A 16,818-nucleotide genomic window follows, 5' to 3' on the forward strand; every position below is an offset into this window, starting at 1 on the left:
AAGTCGAGTCTATCCTGCCATCACGCGGTAAACTTCACGCCCGCTGCCGTCGCCGCCGAAATGAGCGCTTTTCGCCCGTCCTCTTCCTTGGCCTTGCCCTGGGCCACGGCGCCGAGCACCAGAAGCGCCTTGTCCAGCACCTCGCTCTCTTCCTCCGGCCAGTCCTCGATCAACGCCCAGGAGGCCCCGAGCGAACTGTCGACCACCACATCCTCGCCCTCTTCGCCGATCCCGTGCAGGATCACGGGCTTGCTCCAGGTCTTGCTCATCGCTTTCACTTTCCTGTCTTGCTGCCACCTTAAGGGTCGGTGGCCCGATCTGGGGTCTGCATAACCGAGAGTGACGTCTGTTGCCACGCTTTCTGATCTCGGCGGCTATATGGACCGGAAGTGCCGTTGCCGCAATTCGGCATGGCAGACCAGCGGCGGGCAAAGATTGACTTTCGTCCGTTCCGGGAACATCTACTTCGTAGTAGGCGCCTGTCAGGAGCGCGCCAACCAAAAGGACCAGGAAGATGAACCCCGACAGTCGAAGTTCGACGTCACATATTGGGCCGAAGCCCCGTCTCTAGTCCTGCATGCGCATGGGGAGGCGGGCTTGACGTCCGCCGAAGGAGAGACCCATGCTGCGCCTGTTTTCCCGCGAAGCCGACCACCTCGTGCCCGTTGATTCTGCCGTTCTCGGCAAAGCCCGCGCGCCTGTTCCAGCGCTTGCCATGGCCGGGGCAGGGGACGAGGCTCTGCCGCCAGCGGCTGCCCCACCCACCCCGATCTGGTTCGACCTCGTCAACCCGGAGCCCGGCGAAATCCGGCTCGTGGAGCAGGCATTGGCGATCGCGCTGCCGACCCGTGACGAGATGGAGGAGATCGAACTCTCCGCGCGCCTCTATCAGGAGGACGGTGCCGAATTCATGACCATGACCGCGCTTGCCGGCCTCGATGGCGACGATCCGGTAAAGACGCCCGTCACCTTCGTCCTGAAGGGCGCAAGCCTCGTCACCATCCGCTATGCCGATCCGAAGCCCTTTGCCGCCTTCAGCGCCCGCGCCTGCCGTCCGAACGGTCTCGTCTGCATCAGCGGTGACACGGTCATGCTCGGTCTCCTGGAAGCGATCATCGATCGGCTCGCCGACGTGCTGGAGCGCGCCGGCAACGAAATCGATGCCGTCTCCCGCGGGGTCTTTCGCGCCAAGACCGCAAAGGGCAAGACCGGCAGCAAGGATGACGGCAAGGGCAAGACCGGCGCCAGCAGCCGCGATTTGCAGGCCCTCATCGAACAGATCGGTCGCAAGGGCGACCTGATCACGGCGACCCGCGAAAGCCTGGTCTCGATCTCCCGGCTCGTCGCTTATCACGCCGCTCTCGAAGTGCCGGTGCGCAAGACCGCGAAGGACATCCGTCAGCGGATCAAGCTCCTGCAGCGCGATGCCGGCTCGCTTGGCGACCATGCCGAATTTCTGCAAGACAAGGTGAATTTCCTGCTCGAAGCGACGCTCGGTCTGATCAATCTCGAGCAAAGCCAGATCATCAAGATCTTCACCGTCGCTTCGGTCGCCTTCCTGCCGCCGACGCTGGTCGCGTCGATCTATGGCATGAACTTCGAGACCATGCCGGAACTCAGCTGGAAGATCGGCTATCCGATGGCGCTCGGGATCATGCTGCTCTCCGCGCTCCTGCCCTTCCTCGTCTTCAAGCGCAAGGGCTGGCTCTGACCAGGAAGCGTCCGGAAGCCCCTGATGCTGCCGATCCCTGGCTGCTCATGCCTTCACGGCAAGGACGAACAGTCGCGGAAAGGCGAGAAGCCGCCGTCCGTCCGCCATCGGCGGATAGGCGGCGTCGATCCGCTGCAGATAGGCCTGCCGAAAGGCCCCCCGCTGCTCGGGCGCCACGGCGGCCAGATAGGGCCTGAGGCCGGTGCCCTCGACCCAGGCGACGATCGCCTCGGCATCGCGCATCGGGTGGTAGTAGACGGTGTGCCAGACATCGACCGATAAGCAGTGCGGCTGCAGACGCTGCAGATAGTCGGCCGGCCGTGGCAGTCCGGCGCGGCGCAGGCGGCCACCGGCAAAGGCTTCCGACCACGGACCGTCGGCCCCCGTCTCCTCCATGGCGAGATGGCTGGGCTCGCCGAGATTGTCGGGCATCTGAACCGCCAGCATGCCGCCGGGCTTCAGCCCCTCCATCAACCGTTCGAAAATGTCGAGATGGCCGGGGAGCCACTGGAAGACGGCGTTCGCGAACAGCAGATCGACCGGCGCCTCCGGTTGCCAGGTCGCCAGATCAGCCTTGACGAAGGGGATCTCCGGCAGGCGCGCGCCTGCCTTTGCCAGCATGTCGTCGTCACTGTCGATCCCGCTGACGGAGCATGCACCGAAGCGCTCGACGAGAAGCTCCGTCGAGTTGCCCGGCCCGCAGCCGAGATCGATCACCCGTTCGGCGGAAGGCAGCGGCACCCTTGCAAGAAGATCGCGCGCTGGCCGCGTCCGCTCGTCCTCGAAACGGAGATATTGCGTTGCCGACCAGCTCACGCCGGAACCTCGACCAGGCCCGAAAGCGACGACAGCACCTTGTCGGGGGGGAACTCGACATATTCGTCCGGTGCACCCGACCGGTTGATCCAGTGGCAGGTCATGCCGAAGGCCTTGGCGCCGGCAATGTCCCAGCGATTGGAGGACTGGAAGGCAATGTCGGGGGCGGAAACCCGCAGGCTCGACGTAACCAGCGCATAAGCCGCCGGCGCCGTCTTGTAGATCTTGAGAGGGTCGACGGAGAAGATCTCGTCGATCAGATGCCCGATCCCGGCTGCGTCGACCGCCTCGTCGAGCATGGCGGGCGTGCCATTGGAGAGGATTGCGATCCGCGCCCCGGTCTCGCGCAGTGCTGCCAGCACATCTGGCACCTCGGCAAAACAGTCGAGCTTGCGATAGGCGTCGAGCAGATCCACCCGCAGACCCTTGTCGACGCCGGGAAATCGGGCAAGGCAAAAGTCGAGCGCATCTTCGGTGAGCGCGCGAAAATCCCGGTATTGTCCCATCAGGCTGGTCACCCAGGTATATTCCAGCTGTTTCACCCGCCAGAGATCGGACAGCGCCTGGGCATCGGGCCCGATGGCCGCAGCATGCCGGCGCACCGCCGCATGCACATCGAACAGCGTACCATAGGCATCGAAGACATAGGCTTGGCGCCCGGACCCGGTCCTGCCGTCAGCATGGGATGCGATCGCGTCTGTCATGAAGCTTCCTCCTTGAAGGAGGGTAGGGCGCAGGCGTCGGCCGTTCAAGCGGGCAGGGGCCGACCTCAAATCACAATCAGCTGCGACGCGCCGCGAGTCGCTTCCGGTCGTGTTCGACAGTCGAAAAGCCGCGTGTCGTCAGCCGGAATTGCCGCTTCTGGAATTCGCCACGAACCTCGATCAGCCCCTGTTCCTCAGCCTCGGCCAAGGTCTTCAGGCTCGTGCCCTTCGGCGGCGTCTGCCAGTCGCGGCCTTGAGCGGCATGCAGCAATACCATGATCTTGATCATCGGGGTCTTTCTCTAAGCACGGTCACAAGATGGATCGACTGCTCGGATGGCGTCTCACCTCTCAGCCGCGCGGCTCTTCGCATGTCAAAATTTGATCCGCCCCCTATGCATGAGCTTTCTTGAAACGTCGATCTGAAACTGTGTGTTTCGCATGCTTTCGCGGCATCTTCAGTGGGAATTCTGCCCCGGAAGGGCCTCAGCACTTCTTGTCATCGCCGCGCCGGACCGCCGTTGGGCGGGCTCAAGATACGATTGTTCATTCTCGTTTCCCAATAGGCGATGCGGCCCCTGGAATTCCAGGGCGGTCTTGCTCGGATCCGACGGTTTGCGGTCACGCCTTGTTAATCCCTCTAAGAGAGCCAGATCGATGTCGGATTGCGCCGGCGAGCTGCGAGAGTTACATCATTCTTGCAATCATAGGAGGTGTGAATGTCAGAGACGGCGACCATCGGATCCAAGGCCAGGGAATTCAACACGGCTCGAAACTATGCCTTCATCCTGTTTGGCCTGTTCTTCTGGCCCTTGCTGCTGGCGGCCTATGCGAGATCCTCTCGGGCAAGGTCCTCCGAAGATGAGCAGGTGCGCAGCCATGCTGTCTTTCAGTACCAGACCAGCGCGGTCGCGCTGGTGAGCTGGGGACTGCTCCTGGTAATCTTCCTCGTGATGATCCTCGGCTTCCCGCCGACGAATGCCCTCGAAGCAGCGCATGCCAGAATGCGAAACATTGCGATGCTTAACGTGGGATACATCTTTTCGCTATGGGCCGCACTTCGCTCGATCCGGGGGCTCTATCTTGCCGGTGCCCGAGAAACCTTGTCGCCTACGTGGCTCTGGACCGTCTGGCCAAAGCCTGCCGGTTGACGTCTCTTGAGAGACCCCATCACCCGCCCAGATCCTGATCGATCTCCGTCAGCGCCCGGTCCACATGCCCCTCGAAGACGAGCGTCTCTTCCTCGGTGATGATCAGGATCTCCGGTGCCCCGCGCACGCGCACATGCTGCGATTGCGCCAGCCCCTCGTCGAGGCCGCGGGTCAAGAGATCCATGAAGCGCGTGCCGGGGCCCGTGATCGCGATCGGCATGGTCTCCTCGGCGAGGCTCAGCATGCGTGATAATCCCTGGCCAAGCGCAAGCCCTGCCTGGCGGAACGCATATTCCGAGGCGCGGTGGCCCTGGCGGGCGCGGCTTGCGATCTTCTCCATCTCGGCCAGCGGCACGAATCTCGCCGGGATCGTGTCCGGCGGCACTTCGAAGGCCATGCGCAGAATGCCATAGAAGCCGGCGGAGGCCTCAATGCAGCCGATCGCCCCGCAGCGGCAAAGCTTGCCGTCATCGGCATGCAGCATATGGCCGAAATTCGGCGCCCGGATCTCGAGGTCGCCATGCTGGTCGCGATAGGCGATGCCGAGCCCGATCGAGTGGCCGAGCGACAGCGTCGCGAGCGAGGCAAGCGGCACGCCCCTGTTCTTCTCCAGCCGAAGCGCCAGCGCATGGGTGACGAGCAGGCTCTCGTTGAACAGGTGGATCCGGCTGCCGCTGAAGCCGGAAAGGGCTGTCTCGAAGTCGAGCTCCTGATAGCCGAAGACCGGTGACCACAAGAGCTTCGCCCCCTCCCGGTCGACCAGCCCCTTGCTGGAAATCGAAATGGTCGAGATCGAAGACGCTGGCAGACGCGACCTCTGGATCAGCCGCTCGAGGGCCGCCCGGAAGCCGTCGAGAAAGCGCTTCGGCGATTCCGTGCCCTGTTCGCGCGCTTCCTCGAAACGGTCGATCATCGTGCCGCGATAATCGGCGAGCGAATATTGAACCGCATGCGAGGAGATGCGCGCCGCAATCACATGGGCGGCATCCCGGCGCCGGGCAAAGAGGGCCCGCGGGCGTCCACGCTGGCCGGCATTCGCCACCTCGCGGCGCTCCAGCAAACCATTTTTCTCGAGATGCGAGGTAATTGCCGAAACGGTTGCCGAGGAGAGCCCCGTCGCCGCCGACAGATCGGTATGGGCAAGCGGCCCTTCGCGCCTGAGCACCTTGAGCACGAGCCCGTTGTTCTGATGGCGAACGGCCTCGGTGCTCGCCCTCGGACTGGCTGTCATGATGGGCTTGTCGCCCGCTCTCGTATGGTCCACCGCATGCTCCTCCCAAAGCATTTGGCAACTGTCTTTGCAAGCCTCCCCCGGCTCGTGTTGACAGCGTGAGAATCTTCTGACAGTTATTTTCTCGACTGTCGAGAAAAACCATTGGACGGGGGTCCATGGGGTAAGGGCAGTTTCGCAGCGGGTCGTAGGTTGGGAGGTCTTCCGACGGTCCGCTTTCACCTTGGGAGGTTTTAAAAATGAAATCCGTTATGAAGCTGATGGCAGCAACTGCCGTCATCGTGAGCCTGCATTCTGTCGCCAATGCCGAAGGCCTGACCGTCGGCGTCTCCTGGTCGAACTTCCAGGAAGAACGTTGGAAGACGGACGAAGCCGCGATCAAGGCAGCGCTCGAAGCTGCCGGCAACAAGTACATCTCCGCCGACGCCCAGACGTCTGCCGCCAAGCAGCTCACCGACATCGAAAGCCTGATCGCCCAGGGTGCAAACGCCCTGATCGTTCTCGCCCAGGATTCGGAAGCCATTGCACCGGCCATCGAAAAGGCGACTGCTGAAGGTATCCCGGTCGTCGGTTACGACCGTCTGATCGAGAACCCGGACGCCTACTACATCACCTTCGACAACAAGGAAGTGGGCCGCATGCAGGCTCGCGAAGTGTTCAAGGCGAAGCCGGAAGGCAACTACGTCTTCATCAAAGGCGCCTCGACCGACCCGAACTCCGACTTCCTCTATTCCGGCCAGGTTGAAGTGCTGAAGGAAGCGATGGATTCCGGCAAGATCAAGAACGTCGGCGAAGCCTATACCGACGGCTGGAAGCCGGAAGCTGCCCAGAAGAACATGGAGCAGTTCCTGACCGCCAACAACAACGCCGTTGACGCTGTTGTCTCGTCCAACGACGGCATGGCCGGCGGTGTGGTTGCAGCTCTTGAAGCCCAGGGTCTCGCCGGTTCCGTTCCGGTCTCCGGCCAGGACGGCGACAAGGCCGCTCTGAACCGCGTCGCGCTCGGCACCCAGACCGTGTCTGTCTGGAAGGACAGCCGCGAACTCGGCAAGAAGGCCGCTGAAATCGCCAACGAACTGGCCGCCGGCAAGTCGATGGACGAAGTCGAAGGCACCGTGAAGTTCTCGGGCGGCCCGAAGGGCGTCGAAATGAACTCCTACTTCATCGCTCCGCTGCCGATCACCAAGGACAACCTCAACGTCGTCATCGACGCTGGCTGGATCTCCAAGGAAGAAGCATGCCAGGGCGTTGCCGCCGGTTCGGTTGCCGCCTGCAACTGATCCTGTAGTGACTGACCACAGAGCTTGAGCCGGAACGCCGCAGCCTTTTGCGCTGCGGCGTTTCGACTGGTCGAGAGCATCGCGGCAGCAAGGTATCGGCGGCTTTAAGGGGCCACCGCACACTTTAGCAACAGCCGCCGAAGAACGTCAGATGCCTCGATCCGCATGGCGGGTCCAATGCCCGCAAGCCCGCGCAAGGCGCGGCCCTTCGCAAGCCGACAAACGACTGGGGAGAATTTTTCGTATGGCGGATCACAGCCTTGCCACACCCGCGCATGGTGCCCGGGCATCCAATGTTTCAGCGGTAAAACGCTTCTTTCAAGCCACCGAAATCGATACGCGCCTGCTCGGCATGGTCATCGCTCTGGGGTTCATCTGGGTCGGCTTCGACATCCTGTCGAACGGCCTGTTCCTGACCCCGCGTAACCTCTGGAACCTCTCGGTCCAGGCGGCCTCCGTTTCGGTCATGGCGACCGGCATGGTGCTGGTCATCGTCACGCGCAACATCGACCTCTCGGTCGGCTCTATCCTCGGTTTCGTCGGCATGATCATGGCGGTGCTCCAGGCCCGCATCCTGCCGCCGATCATCGGCTTCGAACATCCGATGATGTGGATCATCGCGCTTGGCGCCGGCATCCTCGTCGGCACGGCGATCGGCGCGCTGCATGGCGCGATCATCGCCTTCCTCGGCGTGCCCGCCTTCATCGTCACCCTCGGCGGCCTGCTCGTCTGGCGCGGTGCTGCCTGGATGGTGACATCAGGTGCGACGGTGGCTCCCATGGACACCACCTATCGCCTGATGGGCGGTGGTGCCGATGGTTCGATCGGCGTGACCGCAAGCTGGGTCGTCGGCCTCGTCGCCTGCCTGATGATTGTGCTCACCATTCTCAACACCCGCCGCCAGCGTCGTCGCTTCGGCTTCCCGCTGCGTCCGGTCTGGGCCGAGTATTTCCTCGTCATCTCCGGCTGCATCGCGGTTCTCGGTGCCGTCTGGGTCGCCAACAGCTACTACATGCCGGTCAACCTCGCCCGCCGTTATGCCGAAGCCAATGGCATTGCCTGGCCGGAAGGTGGCCTGCAGATCGGTCTCGGCATCGCCGTTCCGGTTCTGATCGCCATCGGCATCGCCATGGTCATGGCCTTCATCACCAACCGCACGCGCTTCGGCCGCTATGTCTTTGCGATCGGTGGTAACCCGGAAGCCGCCGAACTCGCCGGCATCAAGGTCAAGTGGGTCATCGTCAAGCTGTTCGCGCTGATGGGTGCGCTCTGCGCCATCGCCGCCGCCATCTCGACGGCCCGTCTGAACGCCGCGACCAACGCTCAGGGCACGCTCGACGAGCTCTACACCATCGCCGCAGCCGTCATCGGCGGCACCTCGCTTGCCGGCGGTGTCGGCACCATCGCCGGCGCCATGCTCGGCGCCATCGTCATGCAATCACTGAACTCGGGCATGGTTCTGCTCGGTCTCGACACACCGCTCCAGAGCATCGTCATCGGTATCGTGCTCGTCGTCGCGGTCTGGCTCGACACCGTCTACCGCTCGCGTGCGAAGTAAGGGGAGTTGAACTCATGTCTGAAAATCGCACCCCCCTCGTGGAAATGCGCAACGTTTCCATTTCCTTCGGCGGCATTCACGCCGTCGACGACGCCTCGATCGACCTCTTCCCGGGCGAAGTCGTGGCCCTGCTCGGCCATAACGGTGCCGGCAAGTCGACCCTGATCAAGATCCTGTCGGGCGCCTACAAGCGCGACAACGGCGATATCCTGGTTCGCGGCGAGTTCGCCGACATCAACAACCCGCGCGACGCCAAGAAGTATGGCATCGAAACGATCTATCAGACGCTCGCCGTCGCCGATAACGTCGATGCCGCCGCCAACCTCTATCTCGGCCGCGAGCTGCGCACCGCCTGGGGCACGCTCGACGACGTCGCGATGGAAGCCAAGGCCCGCGAAGTCATGGGGCGCCTCAATCCCAACTTCCAGCGCTTCAAGGAGCCGGTGAAGGCGCTCTCCGGCGGTCAACGCCAGTCGGTGGCGATCGCCCGCGCGATCCTCTTCGACGCACAGATCCTGATCATGGACGAACCGACGGCCGCCTTGGGCCCGCAGGAAACCGCCCAGGTCGGCGATCTCATCCAGCAGCTGAAGAAGGACGGCATCGGCATCTTCCTGATCAGCCACGACATCCACGACGTCTTCGACCTCGCCGACCGCGTCTTCGTCATGAAGAACGGCCGTGTGGTCGGCCATGCCCGCACCGAGGATGTCACCAAGGACGAAGTCCTCGGCATGATCATCCTCGGCAAGTGCCCTCCCGGTGCTGTGCCCGGACCGGGGGCCATGCAGGTGGCGTGAGCGTCGCGAGCGTGAATTGAGACAGGCGAGGGGGCGTTAAGCTCCCTCGTTTGCGTTTGGGGGATTGGCATCGAGTGTTTGCTGAGGTCAAAAGCCAGGATCTTCGCGCCTCACCAAGGTCCGTCGCACTGTCGATCAGGTTTACCAAAACTAAACTGAGATACAGCTCTCGTAGCCCAGCATCGCTTTAGCTGGGTGGCGAAACCAGAATTCTCACCTGCAAAAGTATGCGCCTTTTAAGGAAAGAAAACTCAGGGTAGAAATTTAGTGGTTCGTTTACGGGCATCTCAATAACCTACCCCGCAAGCATGATGCTTCCCCACGGCGGGGTGTCCGTGTTGGACGATCACCGTTTTCGCACAGGAAGCTGTCCAATGATTTCCAGCATTAACAACATTTCCAGTAACTCAATTGCTCTTCTTTTCGGCACCACTCCCGTAAAGCCGGGTGCAGACAACAATTCGTCAGGAACCGGCACACTAGGGCAGACCACTGGCAATACGGACGACGTGTTCAAGGCCGGCAACGCCATCGGCAAAATCATTGAAATTGTGGCTGGCATGAAATCGGACGATGACAATCGTTCCATCGGCGTTTTCACTATGGACGACGCCACGCGCGTTGACGGAGAAAACGGCGAGTATAGCCTAACGAAGACAGGCACCGGCAAGGTTGTCAGCGACGAGCAAATGAGGGAATTCGCTTTAGAAATTAAACAAAAGCAGGCTGCAGGTTCCGGACCACGCGCAGAAGAAGCAAGGGCTTACCTTAAAGCAGCGGCCGAAGGCACCATCGTCGAGATCGATCTCTCGGCTCATGGAGTATCTGCACCTCTGACACAGACCAACTACTTCTATGCAGATGGCACTCCGAAGGGTGAATCGGGTAGCTCTACCGTTGAAGGATTGGACGAATTCCTCGCTGCACATACCTACAGGGCCGAAGATGGCACGCGTCGTGACAACGCCACCGGAAAATATGCCAGCTTCAACGCGAACGGAACCGCTTACAGTTACATCATATTCTAGATGAGCCGTTTCACTCCATCGCCATCATGGCCAGCGAACGCGCCCACATGTGCTGCCCAAGCTTGCGACAACTCGACGACAGCATCATTGAGGTGCAGCTGCGCGAGATCGCCGAGATGAAGGCCCTGATCGCCGATCTAAAAGCCAACCCGACACCAGATGATGCGCCTGATACGGTTCTGCGGCCGCAGCCCGCAGCATCGCAGCCGTGAAATTCTCCGACAGGCGGGCCCCTCACGGCCCCTTGATCAGCGCGCCAATTGTACCGCCAACCAGGAGCACGATGCCAATCAGGAAGGTCAGGGCCGCCCCCGGTCCGCGCGTTTTGGCATCGGCATAGTATTCGGCGGCGTAGAGCGCCCGCGCTGCCGTCCAGCCAAGGCCGAGCAGCCCGGCCAGGATGTCGGAGACGTAGAAACCGAAGATCCAGAGCGACGGCAGAAACAGCACCAGCTGCTCCACCGTGTTCTGCTGCACTCGAAAGATCCGCTCGAAGTCTGCATTGCCGGTCGTCTTCGGCGCCTCGACGCCGAATTTTCGGCGCGCCTGGCCGACCTTGAGCAGAAACCAGCAATAGGTGAGGAGGGCGGCAAAGGTCGCGAGAATGGTAAAACGCATTGTCTATCCGAAGCGTGAAAAGGCATTGGTAACCATTGATTGGTAGGCGGCGTGGGGTGAGAAGGCAAGCAAGCAAGATTACCGGGTCGACAGGTTCGTGATGGTCCTTCGGCTTGTCGTCTGCAGGCTTTTCCGCCATCATCGCCGCATTGCTTCGGCCACCCGCCGATCCGTCTTCATGCCGAGAAACGAAGAGACCCGATGACTTCCGATCCTTTCAAGTTTGGCCGCGCCTACGACCTGCACGAGCTGGTCGCCGACGGGATCATCCATGGCATCGGCGTGGTCTTTGCGCTGGTCGGCGCGACCGCGCTGATCTTCTACGCCACCGTCTATTCCGACTATGCCAATATCGCCGCCAGCTGGATCTACGGCCTTGGCCTCATCATCTCGCTCGGCGTCTCCTTCACCTACAACATGTGGCCGCATTCCCGGGTGAAGTGGATCCTGCGCCGCTTCGACCACTCGGCGATCTTCATCCTGATCGCCTCGACCTACACGCCCTTCCTCGTCCAGGGCGCCGATCGCCCGATGATCCTGGCGCTGCTCATCGGCATCTGGATCACGGCGTTCACCGGCATCTGGCTGAAGTTCCGCTTTCCCGGCCGCTATGACCGTCTCGCCATCCTGCTCTATCTCGGCATGGGCTGGAGCGGGGCGTTGGCCATGGGCCCGATCTCGGAGATCATTCCCGGCGTCACCCTGACGCTAATCATCGTCGGCGGCTGCATCTATTCGGCCGGCGTCGTCTTCCATGTCTGGGAACGCCTGCGCTTCCAGAACGCCATCTGGCACGCCTTCGTGGTGACGGCCGCCATCGTCCACTATTCGGCAGTGTTCACGGCCATCAGCCTGGGCTGAGGGGCGGTAGACCTCAGTCGTCCGTCATTCTCGGGCTTGTCCCGAGGATCTACCGAGGCCGGCCCCGGCCTCGACGCTCCCGCTCTCGTCACACCCGCTGCAACGGCAATGGTGCTCGGCACACGGCCCGAGCATGGACGACGCAAAGCCTAAGCCCTCAGATCCCCGTCATCTTCGCCTGCTTTTCGATCTGCTTGGCCACCTGGCCGGCACCGATGCGAAAGCCTGCAAGCGTCATCGGAAAACTGAGCGCCAGCGACACCGCCGCCAGAACCAGTGTCGCCACGACCGGCGTCATGCCCATCTGCGCGGCGAGAAGCTGCAGTTCGGCGCCGGTGATCCCGTTCACCCAGATGATGGCAAGAAGGATGAGCGAGCCGAGCAGCACCGCAAGGACGGCAAGCAGGGCCGAAAGCTTGAGGCTCAAGCCCCAGCTCGGCCGTGCCTTCAGCCGCTGCGCCACGAACGTACCCGCAGATGATCCGGCGGCCATCAGCACGGCCACATTACCGGCCGAAGACAGGCTGTCGCCCCAGCCGAAATTGTCGAGCACCAGCACGAGGAGATAGATGAACAGCTGTGCGGCGACGAAGACGAGCACATAGCGGGTGATGAGGCCGGGAAGCATGGAGGTCATGAAATCTGTTTTCCGTCGGTGATGGTCTTGCCTTTGCACCCTTGTTGCCTGATGTGTCGATGCGGCGAAGTATCGCCCGTCACACCTCGATCCCGCATGGCGGTTTTTCCGCCAGAAATTGCAGAAGCCGCATCATGCCCCTCATCCTTCGCGACGCAACGCCAGCCGATCTTCCCGCCATCCTCGCCATCTACAATCACGCCGTCGCCGAGACGACCGCGATCTGGAACGAGACGCTTGTTGATCTCGACAACCGTCGCGCCTGGTTTGATCTGCGCCAGACGAGAGGCTTTCCGATCCTGGTTGCCGATATCGACGGAACGATCGCCGGCTACGCCTCCTATGGCGACTGGCGGCCCTTCGATGGCTTCCGCGCCTCGGTCGAACACTCCGTCTATGTCGAGAAGGATCATTACGGCCAGGGGCTTGGCAAGTCGCTTATGACGGCGCTGATCGAGCGCGCGAAGACGGGCGGCATCCACGTCATGGTCGCCGCCATCGAAGCCGGCAACACGGGCTCGATTGCACTCCACACCTCACTCGGCTTCCGCCTCGTCGGCACCCACCACGAGGTCGGCCAGAAATTCGGCCGCTGGCTGGATCTGACGATGATGGAGCTGAAGCTGGGCTGAGGCGCCACCTCTCCCTTAAGGGGGAGGTCGCCGCAAACGATCAGCCCTCATCCTGAGGTGGGAGCGTAGCGATATCAGAAGGACGAGGGCGGGTGGGGCGCGTCGGGGCCTCGATCCTTCGAGGCCTGCTGACGCAGGCACCTCAGGATGAGGGGTTCCAAAGCACCCACCTCGCCCCAAGGGGAGGGTGGAATCTCCGCGCAAACGTTCAGCCCTCATCCTGAGGTGGGAGCGTAGCGATATCAGAAGGGCGAGGGCGGGTAGAGGCGTCGGGGCCTCGATCCTTCGAGGCCTGCTGGCGCAGGCACCTCAGGATGAGGGGTTCCAAAACACCCACCTCGCCCCAAGGGGAGGGTGGAATCTCCGCGCAAACGATCAGCCCTCATCCTGAGGTGGGAGCGTAGCGATATCAGAAGGACGAGGGCGCGTAGAGGCGTCGGGGCCTCGATCCTTCGAGGCCTGCTGACGCAGGCCCCTCAGGATGAGGAGAGCCCGAAGCACCCACCTCTCCTCAAGGGGAGGGGAAGCATTGCCTTACAGCAGCGCCAGTAGCTTCTTCGCCGCCTCTTCCGATGAGGCCGGGTTCTGGCCGGTCACCAGCTTGCCGTCGGTCACGACATAGACGCCCCAGTCGGCGCCCTTTTCATAATGCCCGCCGCGCTCCTGCAGCATGTCCTCGACCAGGAAGGGCACGACCTCGGTGAGCCCAACGGCCTCTTCTTCCGAATTGGTGAAGCCCGTCACCTTGCGGCCCGAAACGAGCGGCTGGCCATCCGTGCCCTTCACGTGACGCAGCACGCCTGGTGCATGGCAGACCACACCGATCGGGCGATCCTTGGCGGCGAAAGCCTCGATCAGCGCAATGCTGTCCCGGTCTTCGGCCAGATCCCAGAGGGGGCCATGGCCGCCCGGATAAAAGACAGCATCAAACTCGTCCGGCTTGATCTGCGACAGCGGCGTGGTCGAGGCCAGCAGCTGCTGCGCCGTCTGGTCCGCCTTGAACCGGTCGGTCGCCTCTGTCTGCGCATCCGGCTCGTCGCTCTTCGGGTCGAGCGGCGGCTGGCCGCCCTTCGGCGAGGCAAGCGTGATCTCGGCGCCGGCATCCTTCAGAACGTAATAGGGGGCGGCGAATTCTTCGAGCCAGAAGCCGGTCTTCTTGCCGGTGTCGCCGAGCTGGTCGTGCGAGGTGAGAACCATGAGGATTTTCATCGGTGTTTTCCTTTGTTGTTGGAATGGGAGCATTCATGTTTGCTTCGGAGGCCCCGCCCTTCGAGGCCCGACGCGGTCGGGCACCTCAGGGTGAGGGGAGATCTTGGTATTTCAGGCGACAGACGCCCTCATCCTGAGGTGCCCTCGCGAAAGCGAGGGCCTCGAAGGATCGAGCCACCGGCAGGTCAGTCATCCGGCCCGACGCGGATCACCCGCTTGCCGAAGGCCTCGCCGCGCAGAAGGCCGACAAAGGCGCTCGGCGCCTGTTCCAGCCCGTCGATCATCTCTTCGCGGTATTTGATCTTGCCGGCCTCGACCCAGCCGCCCATTTCCTTGGCAAATTCCGGATAAAGATGGCCGAAATCATCAAAGACGATGAAGCCGCGAACGGTGACGCGCTTTTTCAGGAAGAGCCCCATCAGCCAGCCCAGCCGGTCGGGACCGTCTGGAAGCGAAGTCGCGTTATACTGGGCGATCAGTCCGCAAAGCGGGATGCGCGCAGCCGTGTTGAGAAGCGGCGCGACCGCATCAAACACTTGGCCGCCGACATTCTCGAAATAGATGTCGATACCGTCGGGCAGCGCCTGCTTCAACGCGTCGGCAAATCCATCAGCCTTGTAATCGACACAGGCATCGAATCCGAGCGTGTCGGTGGCATGGGCGCATTTCTCCGGCCCACCGGCAATGCCGACGACCTTCAGCCCGAGGATCTTGCCAATCTGCCCGACGGTCGAGCCGACAGGGCCGGTCGCACCGGCTACCACCAGCGTTTCGCCCGCCTTGGGCTTGCCGATTTCCTTCAGGCCCGACCAGGCGGTAAAGCCGGGCATGCCGGTCACGCCGAGCGCCCACGAGGGATAGCTGGGATGGGCGCCAAGCGGCGTCACGCCCCGACCGTCGGACAGCGCATAGTCCTGCCAGCCGGTGAAGCCGACGACCCAGTCACCCGCCTTGAAGCCCTCGAGCTTCGAGGTCACCACGCGCGACACGGTACCGCCGACCATGGTCTGGCCGATCTCGACCGGCGCCGCATAGGAGGGAGCATCGCTCATCCGCCCGCGCATGTAAGGATCGAGCGAAAGAAAGACGGTGCGCAAAAGCATCTGACCGTCTTTCGGTTCGGGAATGTCGACGGTCTCAAGCCGCAGTGTCTGATCGTTGGGTTCGCCCTTGGGGCGTTCAGCCAGCACGAAGCGGCGATTGGCATCGGTCGATTGCGGCATGGAAATCTCCTGTCTTGCAAGGCCCGTCCGTCTCGGCCGGGCCATCAGCACGATGCCCGTTCGATCGTCGATCGCGCCTTGGCGCTCACCGAAGACGACGGCCATGAGCCATGACAACGGCACCCGGATGGCGTTGTTCCATGACATCCTGTCGCGGTCATGACGGAGGAAGGCACGGCGCTCCCCACCTCCCCCTTGAGGGGGGGAGGTCGCCGCAAAGCGGCGGGTGGGGGTGAAACGTCCGGCGGGTTCGATGCACTGGGCAGAGCCGGTGCTTTGCCCATTCACCCCACCCCGGAGCTCCGCTTCGACCCTCCCCCTCAAGGGGAGGGTGATGAAACCGCTGACGCCGTTCTTTCTCTTCTCCCCAGCGGGGAGAAGGTGGCGCTCAAGCGCCGGATGAGGGGGGCGCGGAGCGCAAGCAAGTCATCACGGGTCCGCCCACCCCCTCAGCCTTCCTCCGCTCCGAGCACGGCGGTGCCCGCCGCCTCACTCGATCCGCACCCGCGCCATCTCGCCGCGAATCCGGATCTCGGGCTTGGCACCGGGCGTGTTCGGCAAGGCACTGTCGACGAAGGAGGCGACGGCCTCGACGCCATAGGAGATCGGCGTCGGCACGAGGAACATCACGGTCGCATCCAGCATCTTGCCGGAAATGCGGATCTCTTCGGTGTTCATCACCCGCTCGAAGGCGAGCCGTGCACGCAGGGCCGCGCCTGAGACCGCGACGGACGTGGCATGGCCGGTCAGGGCGAAGTCGCCGGCATCGCTGTCGACGGTAATGGCACCGAAGTCGCCGGCAAGCCGCATGCGCGCGGCATCCTGGCGGATCGAGATCCGGGTCTGCGGCGGCAGGGTGGCCGTCAGGGAGAGCGTGCAGTCGTCCCAGTCGTTCCAGCCGAAGAACCCGCCCCGATCGCCCATGTCGACGTGAAGCGTGTCGCCGTCCCGACGCATCTGAGCCTCACCCATGCAATCGCCCGCAAACCAGCCGGACCGCCAGATCGCCCCCCAGCCATGCCGCGTGCCTGAGAGGAGGGCCTCCCGCGCGCCGTCGCCGCCGGTGGAAATGGAGATGTCGCTTGCAGCCCCGGTCACCGAAAGCTGCGTCACGCCGGTGAGGTCGATCGGCCCCGACAGCGCGTCGCTTGCCCGGATCATCTGCACGCTGCCGTCGATGATGGCGAGGCCGATGATCCCGCCGAGGATGGAAAGAAGAATGGTTCGTTTGCGCATGAAGGACACTCCTGGTTTGGCACTCCCGTTTTCGGGCGGCCCGTTTCGATGCCCTCATCTCCGTCGATACACCTGGCACCCGCGACCTCGATCGCGATCCGGGTCGACCGGGATCGCGCTTTCG

The 16,818-nt window shown here is 62.7% G+C and carries 19 protein-coding genes; 9 read left to right on the top strand and 10 right to left on the bottom strand.

Going from position 1 to position 16,818, the window contains the following annotated elements:
- Positions 1-20: 20 nt before the first annotated feature.
- Positions 21-269, bottom strand: a complete 249-nt coding sequence (locus QWE_RS15945) for a DUF982 domain-containing protein (protein WP_006727187.1) — start codon at positions 267-269, stop codon at positions 21-23.
- Between the two features lie 446 nt (positions 270-715).
- Between QWE_RS15945 and QWE_RS15950 the strand changes: the two genes are divergently transcribed.
- Complete coding sequence (locus tag QWE_RS15950; RefSeq protein WP_100220941.1) at positions 716-1,711, top strand: magnesium transporter CorA family protein; 996 nt, start codon at positions 716-718, stop codon at positions 1,709-1,711.
- A gap of 45 nt (positions 1,712-1,756) precedes the next feature.
- On the opposite strand, the gene tam is transcribed toward QWE_RS15950, so the two are convergent.
- The 3 genes from tam to QWE_RS15965 all read right to left on the bottom strand — a co-directional run bounded on the left by tam (position 1,757) and on the right by QWE_RS15965 (position 3,520).
- Positions 1,757-2,527, bottom strand: a complete 771-nt coding sequence (gene tam / locus QWE_RS15955) for a trans-aconitate 2-methyltransferase (protein ID WP_006727189.1) — start codon at positions 2,525-2,527, stop codon at positions 1,757-1,759.
- Positions 2,524-3,231, bottom strand: a complete 708-nt coding sequence (locus QWE_RS15960) for a haloacid dehalogenase type II (protein WP_006727190.1) — start codon at positions 3,229-3,231, stop codon at positions 2,524-2,526. Before QWE_RS15960 ends, tam begins: the two co-directional genes overlap by 4 nt.
- 76 nt (positions 3,232-3,307) lie before the next feature.
- The gene (locus tag QWE_RS15965) at positions 3,308-3,520 is read right to left on the bottom strand and encodes a hypothetical protein (RefSeq protein WP_006727191.1); all 213 of its coding nucleotides are present in this window, start codon (positions 3,518-3,520) and stop codon (positions 3,308-3,310) included.
- A 429-nt stretch (positions 3,521-3,949) separates the two neighbouring features.
- Between QWE_RS15965 and QWE_RS15970 the strand changes: the two genes are divergently transcribed.
- Positions 3,950-4,381: a hypothetical protein gene (locus QWE_RS15970; protein ID WP_006727192.1), complete on the top strand. Its 432-nt coding sequence runs from the start codon at positions 3,950-3,952 to the stop codon at positions 4,379-4,381.
- A gap of 19 nt (positions 4,382-4,400) precedes the next feature.
- Here QWE_RS15970 and QWE_RS15975 read toward each other — a convergent pair whose 3' ends face one another.
- Complete coding sequence (locus tag QWE_RS15975) at positions 4,401-5,612, bottom strand: ROK family transcriptional regulator (RefSeq protein WP_040300513.1); 1,212 nt, start codon at positions 5,610-5,612, stop codon at positions 4,401-4,403.
- Between the two features lie 239 nt (positions 5,613-5,851).
- Between QWE_RS15975 and xylF the strand changes: the two genes are divergently transcribed.
- From xylF to QWE_RS16000, 5 genes are all read left to right on the top strand, one after another.
- On the top strand, positions 5,852-6,892 hold the full coding sequence (gene xylF, locus QWE_RS15980; RefSeq protein WP_006727194.1) for a D-xylose ABC transporter substrate-binding protein: 1,041 nt from the start codon (positions 5,852-5,854) through the stop codon (positions 6,890-6,892).
- A gap of 244 nt (positions 6,893-7,136) precedes the next feature.
- A complete protein-coding gene (locus tag QWE_RS15985; RefSeq protein WP_006727195.1) occupies positions 7,137-8,450 on the top strand; it encodes a sugar ABC transporter permease in 1,314 nt (437 codons plus the stop codon).
- A 14-nt stretch (positions 8,451-8,464) separates the two neighbouring features.
- Positions 8,465-9,250: an ATP-binding cassette domain-containing protein gene (locus tag QWE_RS15990; protein WP_006727196.1), complete on the top strand. Its 786-nt coding sequence runs from the start codon at positions 8,465-8,467 to the stop codon at positions 9,248-9,250.
- A 374-nt stretch (positions 9,251-9,624) separates the two neighbouring features.
- Positions 9,625-10,278, top strand: a complete 654-nt coding sequence (locus QWE_RS15995; protein WP_006727197.1) for a hypothetical protein — start codon at positions 9,625-9,627, stop codon at positions 10,276-10,278.
- A gap of 26 nt (positions 10,279-10,304) precedes the next feature.
- Complete coding sequence (locus tag QWE_RS16000; protein WP_006727198.1) at positions 10,305-10,490, top strand: hypothetical protein; 186 nt, start codon at positions 10,305-10,307, stop codon at positions 10,488-10,490.
- A 22-nt stretch (positions 10,491-10,512) separates the two neighbouring features.
- On the opposite strand, the gene QWE_RS16005 is transcribed toward QWE_RS16000, so the two are convergent.
- The gene (locus QWE_RS16005) at positions 10,513-10,896 is read right to left on the bottom strand and encodes an MAPEG family protein (protein WP_006727199.1); all 384 of its coding nucleotides are present in this window, start codon (positions 10,894-10,896) and stop codon (positions 10,513-10,515) included.
- Positions 10,897-11,097: 201 nt separating this feature from the next.
- Here QWE_RS16005 and trhA point away from each other — a divergent pair, with 201 nt between their 5' ends.
- Entirely contained in the window at positions 11,098-11,757 is a 660-nt protein-coding gene (gene trhA, locus QWE_RS16010) for a PAQR family membrane homeostasis protein TrhA (RefSeq protein ID WP_006727200.1), read from the top strand.
- 157 nt (positions 11,758-11,914) lie between these two features.
- Here the strand turns inward: trhA and QWE_RS16015 are convergent, their stop codons facing one another.
- Positions 11,915-12,394, bottom strand: coding sequence for an ABZJ_00895 family protein (locus QWE_RS16015; RefSeq protein WP_006727201.1), 480 nt, complete (start codon positions 12,392-12,394; stop codon positions 11,915-11,917).
- Positions 12,395-12,528: 134 nt separating this feature from the next.
- Between QWE_RS16015 and QWE_RS16020 the strand changes: the two genes are divergently transcribed.
- The gene (locus QWE_RS16020; protein ID WP_006727202.1) at positions 12,529-13,026 is read left to right on the top strand and encodes a GNAT family N-acetyltransferase; all 498 of its coding nucleotides are present in this window, start codon (positions 12,529-12,531) and stop codon (positions 13,024-13,026) included.
- Between the two features lie 534 nt (positions 13,027-13,560).
- Here the strand turns inward: QWE_RS16020 and QWE_RS16025 are convergent.
- From QWE_RS16025 to QWE_RS16035, 3 genes are all read right to left on the bottom strand, one after another.
- Positions 13,561-14,235 carry a type 1 glutamine amidotransferase domain-containing protein gene (locus QWE_RS16025; RefSeq protein ID WP_006727203.1) on the bottom strand — a complete coding sequence of 225 codons (675 nt, stop codon included), beginning with the start codon at positions 14,233-14,235 and terminating at the stop codon, positions 13,561-13,563.
- Between the two features lie 185 nt (positions 14,236-14,420).
- On the bottom strand, positions 14,421-15,458 hold the full coding sequence (locus tag QWE_RS16030) for an NADP-dependent oxidoreductase (RefSeq protein ID WP_006727204.1): 1,038 nt from the start codon (positions 15,456-15,458) through the stop codon (positions 14,421-14,423).
- A 489-nt stretch (positions 15,459-15,947) separates the two neighbouring features.
- Positions 15,948-16,694, bottom strand: a complete 747-nt coding sequence (locus QWE_RS16035; RefSeq protein ID WP_006727205.1) for a hypothetical protein — start codon at positions 16,692-16,694, stop codon at positions 15,948-15,950.
- Positions 16,695-16,818: the final 124 nt, after the last annotated feature.

Origin of the sequence: Agrobacterium albertimagni AOL15 (genome assembly GCF_000300855.1) — a bacterium.
In the GTDB taxonomy this organism is placed as follows: Bacteria; Pseudomonadota; Alphaproteobacteria; order Rhizobiales; family Rhizobiaceae; genus Allorhizobium; species Allorhizobium albertimagni.